This window comes from Avibacterium volantium, from assembly GCF_900635775.1.
Taxonomy (GTDB): domain Bacteria; phylum Pseudomonadota; class Gammaproteobacteria; order Enterobacterales; family Pasteurellaceae; genus Avibacterium; species Avibacterium volantium.
The window spans coordinates 1737362-1751541 of record NZ_LR134167.1 but is presented as its reverse complement, the minus strand read 5'-3'; the positions used below and the strand labels follow the sequence as shown (position 1 = coordinate 1751541).

Annotated in this window: 12 protein-coding genes; 7 read left to right on the top strand and 5 right to left on the bottom strand. The window is 42.6% G+C overall.

The genetic code is table 11. The features are described 5' to 3' along the window. Positions 1 to 192 precede the first annotated feature (192 nt). The 4 genes from nrdR to yfbR all read left to right on the top strand — a co-directional run bounded on the left by nrdR (position 193) and on the right by yfbR (position 3464). Entirely contained in the window at positions 193 to 642 is a 450-nt protein-coding gene (gene nrdR, locus ELZ61_RS08345) for a transcriptional regulator NrdR (protein WP_103853080.1), read from the top strand. 1 nt (position 643) lies between these two features. Further along, positions 644 to 1774 (top strand): bifunctional diaminohydroxyphosphoribosylaminopyrimidine deaminase/5-amino-6-(5-phosphoribosylamino)uracil reductase RibD, encoded by a 1131-nt coding sequence (gene ribD, locus ELZ61_RS08340; protein ID WP_126372876.1) that lies wholly within the window; start codon positions 644 to 646, stop codon positions 1772 to 1774. A 67-nt stretch (positions 1775 to 1841) separates the two neighbouring features. Then, positions 1842 to 2861: an outer membrane-stress sensor serine endopeptidase DegS gene (gene degS, locus ELZ61_RS08335; RefSeq protein WP_126372874.1), complete on the top strand. Its 1020-nt coding sequence runs from the start codon at positions 1842 to 1844 to the stop codon at positions 2859 to 2861. Continuing rightward, positions 2862 to 3464: a 5'-deoxynucleotidase gene (gene yfbR, locus ELZ61_RS08330; protein WP_126372872.1), complete on the top strand. Its 603-nt coding sequence runs from the start codon at positions 2862 to 2864 to the stop codon at positions 3462 to 3464. It abuts the gene before it with no gap. Between the two features lie 61 nt (positions 3465 to 3525). Here the strand turns inward: yfbR and ELZ61_RS08325 are convergent, their stop codons facing one another. From ELZ61_RS08325 to ELZ61_RS08305, 5 genes are all read right to left on the bottom strand, one after another. Beyond that, on the bottom strand, positions 3526 to 4173 hold the full coding sequence (locus ELZ61_RS08325; protein WP_197717454.1) for a DUF1919 domain-containing protein: 648 nt from the start codon (positions 4171 to 4173) through the stop codon (positions 3526 to 3528). 2 nt (positions 4174 to 4175) lie between these two features. Beyond that, a complete protein-coding gene (locus ELZ61_RS08320; protein WP_126372868.1) occupies positions 4176 to 5423 on the bottom strand; it encodes a multifunctional CCA addition/repair protein in 1248 nt (415 codons plus the stop codon). A gap of 17 nt (positions 5424 to 5440) precedes the next feature. After that, on the bottom strand, positions 5441 to 6043 hold the full coding sequence (locus ELZ61_RS08315) for a TIGR04211 family SH3 domain-containing protein (protein WP_115249906.1): 603 nt from the start codon (positions 6041 to 6043) through the stop codon (positions 5441 to 5443). Positions 6044 to 6155: 112 nt separating this feature from the next. Beyond that, positions 6156 to 7418: an inorganic phosphate transporter gene (locus tag ELZ61_RS08310; protein WP_126372866.1), complete on the bottom strand. Its 1263-nt coding sequence runs from the start codon at positions 7416 to 7418 to the stop codon at positions 6156 to 6158. Positions 7419 to 7457: 39 nt separating this feature from the next. Further along, positions 7458 to 8138: a TIGR00153 family protein gene (locus ELZ61_RS08305; RefSeq protein ID WP_115249904.1), complete on the bottom strand. Its 681-nt coding sequence runs from the start codon at positions 8136 to 8138 to the stop codon at positions 7458 to 7460. Between the two features lie 158 nt (positions 8139 to 8296). Here ELZ61_RS08305 and ELZ61_RS08300 point away from each other — a divergent pair, with 158 nt between their 5' ends. From ELZ61_RS08300 to ELZ61_RS08290, 3 genes are all read left to right on the top strand, one after another. After that, entirely contained in the window at positions 8297 to 9409 is a 1113-nt protein-coding gene (locus ELZ61_RS08300) for a CYTH domain-containing protein (protein WP_126372864.1), read from the top strand. Beyond that, positions 9402 to 10775 (top strand): DNA repair protein RadA, encoded by a 1374-nt coding sequence (gene radA / locus ELZ61_RS08295; RefSeq protein WP_126372862.1) that lies wholly within the window; start codon positions 9402 to 9404, stop codon positions 10773 to 10775. Before ELZ61_RS08300 ends, radA begins: the two co-directional genes overlap by 8 nt. A gap of 80 nt (positions 10776 to 10855) precedes the next feature. Next, positions 10856 to 14167, top strand: coding sequence for a S6 family peptidase (locus ELZ61_RS08290; RefSeq protein ID WP_126372860.1), 3312 nt, complete (start codon positions 10856 to 10858; stop codon positions 14165 to 14167). Positions 14168 to 14180: the final 13 nt, after the last annotated feature.

Below are 14180 nucleotides of genomic sequence, written 5' to 3'. Positions count from 1 at the left end.
GAAATTAATCCGCCTAAGGCAATAAGGCAAGGTAAAAAGTCGCAAAATACCTGCGTAAGATCATTTTTTGCCCCATAAAGATCGTAAAAAAAGGGAAATTTTGCTACAATCCAAGCCTTTATAAGAAGAATTTTTACGCTGTTTTAGCGCTTAAAATGGAAAATACCATTTAAAAGGGGATTAGGAGGATTTATGCGTTGTCCTTTTTGTTCAACAGAAGAAACCAAAGTGATCGATAGCCGTTTGGTGTCCGATGGTTTTCAGGTTCGCCGCCGCCGTGAATGTGGCCATTGCCACGAGCGTTTTACCACCTTTGAAATTACCGAATTAGTGATCCCAAAAATTATTAAAAGTGATCAATCCCGTGAACCCTTTGATGAAGAAAAGCTGCGCCGTGGTATTCAGCACGCTTTAGAAAAACGCCCAGTGAGTTCTGATGATGTGGAAAAATCCATTAACCGCATTATTCATCAACTGCGCGCGACAGGGGAACGTGAAGTGCCAAGCCATTTTGTCGGCCAGCTGGCGATGAATGAGCTAAAAAAATTGGACAAAGTGGCCTATATCCGTTTTGCTTCCGTTTATTTAAGTTTTGACGACATCAACCAATTTACCAAAGAAATTGAGAGCCTAAAGGATTAATATGCAACAAAATGCACAACAATTTACCCAGCAAGATCAGCAGTTTATGCAAATGGCGTTGGATCTTGCTAGCCAAGGGCGTTTTACCACCACGCCAAATCCTTCCGTGGGCTGCGTTTTGGTAAAAGACGGCAAGGTGATCGGCAAAGGTTTTCATCTAAAAGCAGGGCAGCCCCACGCAGAAGTTATGGCATTGCGTGAAGCAGGGGAAAATGCCCGTGGCGCAACGGCTTACGTTACCCTTGAGCCTTGTTCCCATTTCGGCCGTACGCCACCTTGTGCCAAAGGCTTAATTGAAGCAGGCGTGGCGAAAGTGATTGCCGCAATGACCGATCCCAATCCGCAAGTAGCAGGGCGTGGATTGAAAATCCTCGAACAAGCTGGCGTGCAAACTGCGGTGGGATTATTGGCCGAAAAAGCAGAGTTGCTCAACCAAGGTTTTCTAAAAAGAATGCGTAGCAATCGCCCATTTGTGCAACTGAAAATGGCAATGAGCATTGATGGACGCACCGCAATGGCAAGTGGTGAAAGTAAATGGATCACAGGGGAGCAGGCGCGCCAAGATGTGCAACAATACCGTGCGGCCGCTAGTGCAATTCTTTCCACCAGCCAAACGGTGCTAATGGATAATCCTATGTTAAATGTACGTTGGGAGCAACTTCCGTTGAGTGTTCAGCAACAGTATCCTGATACTGAACTGTGTCAGCCCGGGCGGATTATTTTGGATAGCCAGCACCGTGTAACGCCAGAATATCAATTATTTCAACAACCTACGCCAGTTTGGTTGGTGAGTTCTGGTGCAAGAGATATGCAAGGTTTCCCTGATTTTTGCCAAGCAATACAGATTGAAAAAAGTGCGGATTTTTTCACCGCACTTTTAACCGAACTCGCAGAACGCCAAATCAACAGTTTATGGATTGAAGCGGGCGCACAATTAGCTGGTGCGTTGATTGAAGCAAAATTGGTTGATGAATTAATCGTTTATATTGCGCCGAAATTATTAGGCGATGCAGGCAAAGGACTGTGCCATTTGCCTCATTTACACAAATTGGCTGATGCCCCTTTATGGCAGCTGCAATCTGCAACGCCAGTGGGGGAGGATTTAAAGCTCATTTATCAGCCGAAAAACTAACCCAAGTTCAAATTTAACAAAAGTAAAGCAACAACCAGAAAAAACAAAAAATACAAAGAGAATCAGAATGTTAAGAAAGATTATCCAATCGATCATCATTGGTTTACTTGCCGCAGGGGCAATTTTGTTGATTAGCCCTTCCCTGAAGCAAGGTCAGCCTTTGTTTCAAAAAGAAATCTTTTCTTTTAAAGATGCGGTTCGGCTTGCCTCGCCTGCTGTGGTGAATGTGTATAGCCAATCTTTCACTTCAGTGAGTGGACAACCGCAGATCACTAATCTTGGCTCGGGCGTGATAATGGCGAAAGAGGGGTACATTCTCACCAATAAACACGTTATTCAAAATGCCGATCAAATCGTGGTAGCAATGCAAAATGGGCGAATTTTTGAAGCGAGTTTAATCGGATCAGATAATCTCACTGATTTAGCCGTGCTAAAAATCCGTGCAGATAACCTGCCGATCATTCCTAACACCAAGCGTAAATTGCACGTTGGTGATGTGGTGCTTGCCATTGGTAACCCTTATAACTTGGGGCAAAGTGTTTCGCAAGGCATTATCAGTGCCTTAGGGCGTAACGCTGTGGGCGATTACATTGGGCGACAAAATTTTATCCAAACTGATGTGTCTATTAATCGCGGAAATTCAGGCGGTGCGCTGATAAATTCCCTTGGCGAATTAGTGGGGATTAGCACTTTGAGTATTGGTAAAAATGCCAATGAAATTGCCGAAGGGCTGAATTTCGCCATTCCCATTGATCTTGCTAATGACGTAATGAAAAAAATTATCCGTGATGGACGCGTGATCCGCGGTTTCCTAGGTATTCAAACGGACGTGTTGTTTAGCGATGGGCAAACGAGCAACAAAGGCATTGAAATCACCAGTGTGAGAGAAAACAGCCCTGCGGCTAAAGCAGGTTTGCAAGCGGGTGATATTATGTTGCAATTTGGCGATGTTAAAGCAGAGTCGCCCGCGCAAATGATGAATGTGATCAGCAATACCAGACCAAACACCAGGGTGAATATGGTGATTTCACGCTTAGGGAAAATCATCACATTGCCTGTAACCATTGAAGAATATTCGGTGAATTAAATGTCTTTACAATCCCTACAACCTAGCCATTTTTTTGCTTGTCTGGATCGTTTGAAACTCATTCAACGCTGGTCTTTAATGCGTAATATTGAAAAAGAAAATCTTGCCGAACACAGCCTGCAAGTGGCATTTGTGGCGCATATGCTAGCGGTGATCAAAAATAAATTTTATGCAGGGCAGGTGAACCCTGAACGCATTGCCGTAATGGCAATGTATCACGATAGTTCAGAAATTTTCACTGGTGATTTGCCTACGCCAATTAAATATTTTAATGACAGCATTACTCAAGCCTATAAAGAGATCGAAAGTGCGGCGGAATTTCATTTATTGAGCTTATTACCTGAAGAGCTGCAAGCCGATTTTGCTCCTTATTTACATAGCGAGCAGTTTTCTGATGAAGAAAAACACCTTGTAAAACAAGCGGATCTGCTTTGTGCTTACATTAAAGCGAAATTTGAATTGGAGCAGGGGAATCAAGAATTTTCATCAGCAAAAACGCGTTTAGAAAAATTAATGGCAGAATGGCACAGCGAAGAAATGAATTATTTTATTCAAGTGTTTATTCCGAGTTTTGGGCGTAGCCTTGATGAAATTGCGCTGTAATGACTGAATTAACAAGTGCGGTGGAAAATTTCAAAAAATTCCACCGCACTTTATTTTTGTTTTAATATGATGAGGTTTTCTCGTTTTTATTCTGATTAAACCAAGCCAGATAATCAAATTGATCATAATAGCGTTTGCCAAGCCAGCCAGAATAAGCAAAAAGATCGCCGACACAATCTTGTTGTTCAAAGCCTTTAATATAAAAAGCAGAACGAATTTCGGGATAAGGGGTGTGGGTGAATACCACTTTGTTTTTGTAAGGCAAGGCATCAAAATCGTTGAGATCTTGTTCTGTGCAGCCATCGCGATCGGTCATAATGATAAAAAGATTATCGAGATCAATACGTTGTGAACGCTGTTGCCATTTTTCTTGGGCTTGTTGCGCATTGGCATAATGCACAAAATGGATTTTTATATCATCTAAATAAGCCACAGGGTAGGGCTTATCGCTATTCTCTACAAATTTTAGCGGTTGCTGCTGATAGTGTTCAATGCGTTGCAAATAACGAATGAAATCTTGTGGCTCAAGGTATAAATTCACAAAAGGTGAATTGAATGGCTGCCCTAAATCGTGCAGCATAAATGCCCCATTGCAATTACTGGCTAATACGCTCATTCCTTTATTTTTCAAGCTATTACGAAGTTTGGGATTAATGAAAAGCTTGCGCATTAGCGCGCTGATTTTAGTTTTGATGAAAGAAAATAACATTATTAATCCTTTAACCGTTGTTTTTCTTGCTCAATGGCTTTTTGGCGGCGGCGGTTTAATTCTTCGCGGATTTTTTCTTTTTGAAATCCGTCAGCAATCACTTGTTGCACATCAACTTGTAATGCGGCTTGGTACAGTTTGAGTAGAAAATCTGCTTGTGGGTAATCTACTTGTTCAAAGCCTGCGCGGCCTCTGGCATCGGCTGTGCAAACGAGTAGTAGTTCTTTGAAACGTTCAGGTTTACGCCACACATCGAGCTGATTGAATAATTTGACAATAGTGGCAGGGCGTAGTTCAAAGGCGCGGTGGACATTGGTGTGCGTTTCGCAAACAAGGCACGCTAGTTCTTTAATGTAGCTTGGCACTTTGAGTCGATTGCAAAGATTGCGCGTTGGCGTAACACCTTTTTGTTCGTGGCCAAAATGGCGTGGCAGAAGATCTTTTGGCGTGAGCGCTTTGCCAAGATCGTGGCAAATTGCTGCAAAACGCACCGCACTTTTTTGTTGTGCAGGGCTATTTTCCGTCAGCTTTGCAGCTTGTTGCAACACCAGCATTGTGTGGATAAAGCTATCCACTTCAGGGTGATGTTGCACGGGATTTGGCACACCGTAAAGAGCATTAAGCTCAGGGAAAAGCACGGCTAATGCCTTGATTTTTCTTAAAATATCAAAATAGATTTCAGGATTTGGCGTTTGTAAGGCTTTTTCTGTTTCTAGCCAAACGCGTTCTGCCGTGAGATGTTCAAGCTCGCCCGATTTGGTGATTTGTTTCATTAAGGTAAAGGTTTCAGGGGCGATTTGAAAGCCTAAATAATGGTAGCGCGCAGCAAAACGCGCCACTCTTAACACGCGCAAAGGATCTTCAGCAAACGCAGGGGAGATATGGCGGAGTAGGCGATTGTTCAGATCATTGATGCCGCCATAAGGATCGTGCAACTTGCCTTGGCTGTCTTGCGCTATGGCGTTAATGGTGAGATCGCGGCGGATCAGATCTTGTTCCAAGCTAATGTCGGGGCTGAAATCGCACACAAAACCGGTGTAGCCTACGCCCGCTTTTTTTTCTGTGCGTGCGAGGGCATATTCTTCTTTATTTTTAGGATCAAGAAAAACGGGGAAATCTTTCCCCACTTGAATATAGCCTCGTTGCAATAGTTGCTCTGGGGTTGCGCCAATTACCACCCAATCTCTGTCTTTAACAGGGAGATTGAGTAGCGCATCGCGCACGGCACCGCCAACTAAATAAATTTCCATTTTGCTGAATGGGGTAGTTATGCCCAGCCATCACGGCGGCGACGTTTTGGCATAATGAAAGGTAAGATTAAGCCAAGTAGCAAACCAACACCTAGCACCGAACCGCCATAAATAAACCATTGGATTGCGATTTCACGTTTGCCAGCGTCAAGCATTGCTTCTAAATCACGGTTTTTATTTTTGGTAATTTCAAGTTCACGGTTGAGCTGAGAATTTTGCTCTAATAATTGGCTGCTTTGTTGCTCAGCTTGTTTGGTGCGGCGTTGCATTTCGCTGGTGCGTTGTTGCCAATCACCATCTAACTGATTGAGTTTTAAGGTTAATTCTTCAATTTTAGCTTTTAATCTTGGATTCTCATCTTTACTGCTTGGCGTGCTAGAAAGTTCAGAGGTTAAGATCCAAGCTTCACGATTTTTGCTATCACGAATGAGCGTATAGCGATCTTTGTGATTTAGCACGGTTACCGGTTCGCCTGAACGAATTGCTCCTGCAATTTTAAATTGATCGCCCGCCCCTTTGCGTAAAAAGGTGGAAAGGTTTTCTGTTACATAACGGGTTTCTGCTTGAGCAAAGGGTACGGAAAGAAAGAATAAAAACAAGATCTTAGTAATTTTTCGCATTACAACACCTTAAAAAATAGACAATAAAAAAGTGCGGTAAATTGTACCGCACTTTCTTTCATTCACAAAATCTTTGTCTTATTTTGTGTGCTTTTTCTATGGCTTACGCAAATTAGATGAAAATGGCGTGCAGCACATAGTAAATTAAAATCGCAAAGAATGCGCCTGCAGGTAAGGTGATCACCCAAGAAGCGATAATATTGCGAATTACCGTTAAGTTTAATGCGGCGATACCACGCGCAAAGCCGATACCTAAGATCGCACCCACAAGGGTTTGTGTGGTGGAAATCGGTAATCCTGTACCAGAAGCCAGTACCACGGTGGTTGCCGTTGCAAATTGAGCTGAGAAACCACGGCTTGGGGTGAGATCGGTGATCCCTGTCCCAATTGTTGCCATCACTTTATAGCCCATAACGATTAAGCCTAAGGCGATCCCTGCCGCGCCTAATGGTAAGATCCACCAAGCAAGTGGGCTTTTCGCCATAATTTGACCACCGTTATCCACGATAGAAACTACCGCAGATAAAGGCCCAATAGCATTCGCCACATCGTTTGAACCGTGCGCAAACGCCATTGCACAGGCAGTGAGTAGCATTAGAATACTGAATACTTTTTCTACCGCGCCAAAGGTTCCTGATTTGACTGTTTGACGGAATTTTTTGCTGCGGAAATAGAAATGGCTTGCCACCACAGAAAGGGCGCTAATGGCTAATGAAATGAAGAAAGTTTGGCTCCCAGTTAAATGTAAACCAACGTGCTTTAAGCCTTTTATCATTGTTACCACGGACAAAATAAAGATGGTGAGTCCCATATAATATGGGCCATATTTTTGTGCGTTGCGTAACGGTTTTTCCGTATCGAAAATGAGTTTTTGTGTACTGAAGAAAATGCCATACGCCACCACACCTGCGATCACAGGGGTGATAAACCAACTGCCCACAATGTTGCGGATAGCAGACCAATCAATCGAGTTTGGCCCAACGGTAATTAAACCGAAACCGATAATTGCGCCAATAATGGTGTGCGTGGTGGACACTGGCCAGCCCATTCGCGAGGCAATGAGCAACCATAATCCAGAAGAAAAGAGGGCAGCCATCATACCTAACGCTAAAATTTCTGGCGTGGCGACATATTCTATTGGATTTAACACCCCACTTTTAATGGTTTCTGTTACTTCACCACCCGCTAAATATGCCCCTGCACATTCAAAAATCATTGCAATGATAATAGCTTGTTTGGCGGTAATGGTGCCTGAACCCACGGACGTTCCCATTGCGTTAGAAACGTCATTCGCCCCCACACCAAATGCCATAAAAAAGCCAAAAGCCGCTGTGATGATCACTAATAAAGTGCCATATTGTTGAATAACTTCCATAGTATTATTCCTATGTTGCTAACAATTGTTGCCTAACAATTATGAACGAGCCAACATTAATTCAATGCGTGAACCCACACGTTGCGCTTGATCTGCAAGCACACCAATCCATTCAAGGATTTTGTATAAAAACATCGCGTCAATCGGGTTAAATTCATTTTCCATTGAACGCAACATTAAGCGTAATTTAATTTGCATTTGATCCGTATCGTCTTCAATATCATCTAGGGTTTGGATCATTCGATTCACAAATTGGACTTCACGGCCTTTGAAACCCGTTTCAAGTAAACCGTCCATTTCATCAATCACCAAATGGGCTTGCTCTGCTGCGTCAATACTGCGAACGACATATTTCATAAAATCTTCTTGCATTTCTGGCGGGAAAGGACATTGACGTCCTACCATTCTGCCAGCAATATCTTTGGCATAATTTGCTAATTTATCTTGTTGTGTAACTAGTTCTAATAAATCCGTACGTTCTATTGGCATAAACAAACCGCGTGGCAGCTTTAAGCGAATTTCACGCTTTAATGTATCTGCTTGGCGTTCTGTGTCAGAAATCTTTTTGCGTAATTTCTCTGCATTTTCCCAATCCCCTTGAAAGGTGTATTCAAAAAATGGGATGAGATATTTACAACAATCAGTAACTTTTGCTGAATGACGAGCCAATGGTTTTAAAGGGGAATGAGCAAATAATCCTAAGATATTATTTACTGCCATAGATAACTCCTTCTAGGGGTTAGGTTGATAAAGTTTTGCGCATATTCATCTTGTTCAAGTCTATGCGGGCGTAAAAATACACTATATTTCATCGAAAAAACAAGGAATTTATTAGATAATATGAAAAAACTTGATTAAGATTGGAAGGAATAGACAAAATGAGTACAGAAATTGAATTAAAACTACTAATTCCGCAATTTGGCTTAAATTCATTCAAGCAAAATTTGCTGAAAAACGCACCGCACTTTCATCAGCAGGCATTTTTAGGCAATACTTATTACGACACCGCCGATAAATTTTTCGCCCAGCACCAAATGGGCTTGCGTGTTCGCAAAGAAAATCAACAATTTACCTTAACCTTAAAAACCAAAGGGGAAGCGCTAGGCGGTTTGCATATTCGCCCTGAATATAATTTGCCGCAGCAAAGTGAAACGCCTGATTTGGCGCAATTAGTGGAAAACTATGATCTCGATCCCAGCTGGAAAACCCTTTCATTACAGCCGATTTTTGCCACGGATTTTGCGCGAGAAACCTTCCTTATCCGCCCTGAATTTTCGCCAGAACCAGTAGAAATTGAAGTGGCGCTTGATCAAGGCAAGATTTTGGCTGGTGATAAACAAGCGGAAATTAGCGAAGTGGAATTTGAGTTAAAGCAAGGTAAGGTGGCGGATTTGCTCGATTATGTGCGATCTTTGCCATTGGAGAATGGCGTGCGATTAAGTGCCATTAGCAAAGCGCAACGGGGTTATGCCTTGGCAGAAAATTATCAGCCTAAAGCACAAAATTGGTTAGATAAATGGCGTGATTTTTTAGATTTCGCGCAAAGTGCGGGCAATTTTTCGCAAAAATTAACCGCACTTTTCCAGCTAGAACAAGGTCTAATTGAAGAAACCTTTGTCTTAGGGCAAGTCTATTTTGCCGAAGACTTTTTGCGCACGGTGGAGCGAATCGGCGCGTTTTTCAATCTTTATCATTTTTATACGGAAAATGGCAATTTGTTGGAAAATGCCTTTAATCAACAAGGTTTAAGCGATGCGCTTAAAACAGATTGGCGGGCGTTGGTGGAAAGCAGTCAGCAATGCTTGGCAGAATGTAAACAGCTGATTGCACGTCATAGCGAAACAAAAAATAACGCCGAAGTGATCGCACAATTATTTGATTTATTGCAATCGGCATTTTATTTACAACGAATGTTAAATCTCATTTCGCTCACTTATGTTGAAGAGAATGACGCAGCGAATTTGGAAAATTGGGAGATGAACAATGGCTAAAGCAAAAACCGCCTTTGTGTGCAATGATTGCGGTGCGGAATATGCCCGCTGGCAAGGGCAGTGTAATGCCTGTAAAGCGTGGAATACCATCACAGAAATTCGTCTAGCCCCAGCCAAGGCAAGCCGTGCTGATCGCTTCAGTGGTTATGCAGGGGAAACGCAGGCAAAAATCCAAACCCTTGCAGAAATCAGCTTGCAAGAAGTTCCCCGTTTTCACAGTGGCTTTTATGAGCTTGATCGTGTCTTAGGCGGAGGCATCGTACCAGGTAGTGCGATTTTGATTGGCGGACACCCTGGGGCAGGGAAAAGTACCTTATTATTACAAGTGATGTGTGGTTTAGCACAAAATATGACCGCACTTTACGTTACAGGCGAAGAATCCTTGCAGCAGGTGGCAATGCGCGCCAATCGTCTTGGGTTGCCAACAGATCGGCTGAATATGTTGTCGGAAACGTCCGTAGAGCAAATTTGCCATTTGGCCGATCAGCTTAAACCGCAAATCATCGTGGTGGATTCCATTCAAGTGATGCACCTTGCGGATATTCAGTCTTCCCCTGGGAGCGTTTCCCAAGTGCGTGAATGTGCGGCGTTTTTAACCCGTTATGCGAAAACCCGTCAAGTGGCGATTGTGATGGTGGGACACGTTACCAAAGACGGCACTCTGGCAGGCCCAAAAGTGCTAGAACACGCCATTGATTGTTCATTGTTATTAGAGGGCGAAGCGGACAGCCGTTTCCGCACATTGCGTAGCCATAAAAACCGTTTTGGCGCAGTCAATGAACTCGGCGTGTTTGCGATGACAGAGCAAGGCTTGCGCGAGGTGAAAAATCCTTCTGCCATATTCTTAAGCCGCGGTGAAGAAGACACCGCAGGCAGTTCCGTAATGGTGTTATGGGAAGGCACACGCCCGTTATTGGTGGAAATTCAAGCCTTGGTGGATCACTCAATGCTCGCTAATCCAAGACGGGTGGCAGTGGGCTTGGAGCAAAATCGTCTGGCTTTATTGTTAGCCGTATTGCACCGCCACGGCGGCTTGCAAATGTCTGATCAAGACGTGTTTGTCAATGTGGTAGGTGGCGTAAAAGTGAGTGAAACCAGTGCAGACTTGGCCTTATTACTGGCATTGATTTCTAGCTTCCGAAATCGTCCATTACCAAAAGATCTGGTGGTGTTTGGCGAAGTGGGGCTAGCGGGGGAAATCCGCCCCGTACCAAGCGGACAAGAACGAATTTCTGAAGCAGCCAAACACGGCTTCACCCGTGCTATCGTCCCGTTTGCCAATAAACCGAAAAGTGCGGTCAAAAATATGCAGGTTTTTACCGTGAAAAAATTGATTGATGCGTTAAATATTTTAGATAACATATAGAATATACCTCTTTCTGGGGAGGGGTGTTTTGCGATTTAATTAGTTATAATACAGGATTGCTTATAACTAATTAAAATTCAATGAACTTTAAGAAATCTAATCTTTTATTTAAATCTTTTTCTAATCCAATTAAATTAGGCATTAGTTTAGCTATTGTGGCGTTGAACGCGGAGGCATCTCGAGTAAGGGGAGATGTTGATTACCAATATTTTCGTGATTTTGGTGAAAATAAAGGTCTCTTTTCAATCGGTGCGACAAACATTCATATTTTTGACAAAAACGGTCAAGATGTAGGCATTATGTTGAAAGATAATATTCCTATGCCTGATCTCAAAACAGCAAATAAGAATGGGGCATTTGCCAATTTAATCGATCCTTCCTTTATAACTAGTGTTCGGCATAATGTCGGATATTCTCAAGTTTTATTTGGTGGAGAAGATACAAACCCAGATTCTCACCATTTTTCTTACCTTTTGGTTAATCGAAACAATTTTCCCGATGAATGGGATGGGGTCACTTATTCAAACCCGCAAGATAAAGATTATCATATCCCTCGTTTACATAAAATGGTAACGGAGGTAGCTCCCGCAGAACTTACCGATGTATTAACGCCAAATGGAAAAGAAAATACAAAAATTTTGACGGATTTAACGCGTTTTCCTCTTTATATACGAGTGGGTTCAGGAAAACAAGAGGTTCAAGAAAGTGCGGAAGATAATAGCAAAACGATCAGTTTGAGTAGTGCATATAAGTATGTTATAGGTGGTGTCACTCACACAATGAGTGAAGCTAATGCGACTAATGTTGTGGCAAATGGAACGATCACGCCAGAAGGAAAACGGATCACGGATAAGCCAATAACCTTATTTGGTTCTATTTATGGGCCAATGGTAAGTTATGGACGAAGTGGTGATAGTGGTTCTGCATTACTGGGGTATGATGCTCAAAAGAAAAAGTGGGTGATTGTAGGTGTTCTAAAATCTGATTATGGTTATGGGAACATTTGGTCATTGTCACGCCCTTCTTATGTTAATGCTATACAAGAAAGAGCCAAGGCGGGGACTATTCAGAATACGCAACAAAATCAAGTTTGGGAATGGAGTGTTGATGCTCTTCACCCTGAAACCAGTAGTATTAAAGCGGGAGAAAGCACCGCATTGGCTGTGCCTTTAAGAAATGAATCTTTAAAATCACAAGATACAGATAAAGAACGTCCATCATTAGATTATGGGAAAAGTGTGATTTTTGATGGTGTAGATGGGGGTGTTTTATTAGTTAAAGACAACATTAATGCGGGAGCTGGAGCACTCTATTTCAATACAAATTTTACTGTGAAGCCTGAAACGAACCAAACGTGGTTAGGTGGTGGCGTTTTGGTTGCTAAGGATAAAACAGTAACTTGGAAAATAGCTAATCCTGAAGGCGATCGTCTTTCAAAGTTAGGGACAGGAACTTTATTGGTTCAAGGTGTGGGAAATAACCTAGGAGATATTAGTATCGGTGATGGAACTGTCATTTTAGATCAGCAGGAAGATGAGCAAGGTCGAAAACAGGCATTTAATCAGGTTGGTGTGGTAAGTGGGCGTCCGACCTTGATTTTACAAAGTGCGGATCAAATTGATCCGAATAAATTGTATTTTGGTTTTCGTGGCGGACGTTTAGATTTAAATGGTAACGATCTCAGCTTTAAACGTATCCAGCATTCTGATGATGGTGCAACAGTTGTTAATCATCGCACGGATAAATCATCGAATTTAACCTTAACAGGTGTAACGGTTTCCGAACAAGATTTAACTTGGGGAAATTGGGGAAAAGCTGGCTCTGACATTTATGAATATGCTATAAGCGGGCGAAAGGATTATTTCGCTTTAAAATCAGGTGGCAAAGCAGGAAGTTATTACCCTACAAACCAAGCTAGTTCAGATAGTTGGGAATATTTAGGCAGCGATCGTGCGGCGGCGATTCAAACGATCATTGATCGCAAAAATGCACAACAGACCTTAACCGCGTTTGCCGGTTATTTCGGGGAAAAAGCTTCCGACAAAACAAATGGTGGCTTAAATGTAAATTATCAACCAGTGGTAGAAGAATCAACGCTATTATTAACAGGTGGAATGAACCTTAATGGTGATTTTTCAGCTAAAGGTGGTAAGGTTGTTCTTGAAGGTGTGCCGACACCACACGCGCGTGATGTGTTGAATAATCGTGAGGTCATTTTTGACGATGATTGGATAAACCGTGATTTCTCAGCGAAAACTATTTCGGTATCTAATAAAGCGAATTTTACCGTAGGGCGCAATGTTTCCTCACTGAATGCTAATATCAACGCTAATGATAATGCGATTTTAAATCTGGGCTATCAAGCAGGGCAAACTGTTTGCTTGCGTTCCGATCACACTGGAGAAGTTAGCTGTGATATGCCAACTTACAGTGAAGAAACCTTGAACAGCATTCCACGAATGGCACTCGCAGGGGATATTAGTTTATCTCAACAAAGCCGTTTAAATTTAGGGAAAACAGATTTTACCGGTTCGATTCAAGCCGCGAATACTACTCAAACCTCGTTATCCAAAGAATCACATTGGACATTAACAGGTAACAGTACGCTAGGAAATTTGAATTTAGCAGAGGGATCACAAATTACTCTGAGTCAAAATGACAAACCATTTAATACCTTAACCGTTAATGGCGATTTAAGCGGAAATGGAAAATTTTATTACCGCACTAACTTTTCTACATTAAACAGCGATAAAGTTGTGGTAAACGGAAAAGCATCAGGTAATCATTTACTTGTAGTGAATGATATTGGCAATGAACCACAGCGTAGCAAAGATCGCCTAACCTTAATAACAGCTAATTCATCTGAAAATTTAACCGTAACATTGCAAAATAGTTATGCGGATATTGGTGCTTACCGTTATAACTTGATTCAAGAAGGGAGCACATTCCGTTTATATAACCCTATTGTTGAAAAAGAAATTGCGGAAGAAGAACGCAAAGCCGCAGAAGAACAAGCACGCCGTGAAGCGGAAGCAAAACGCTTAGAAGAAGAGCGTAAAGCCGCAGAAGAGCAAGCGCGCCGTGAAGCGGAAGCAAAACGCTTAGAAGAAGAACGCAAAGCCGCAGAAGAACAAGCACGCCGTGAAGCGGAAGCAAAACGCTTAGAAGAAGAGCGTAAAGCGGCGGAAGAACAAGCCCGCCGAGAAGCGGAAGCAAAACGTTTGGAAGAAGAGCGTAAAGCGGCAGAAGAACAAGCACGCCGTGAAGCGGAAGCAAAACGCTTAGAAGAAGAGCGTAAAGCCGCAGAAGAGCAAGCGCGCCGTGAAGTGGAAGCAAAACGCTTGGAAGAAGAGCGTAAAAAAGCTGAACTAGATCGCTTGAAACAAGCGTAACTAGTTAGTGGCG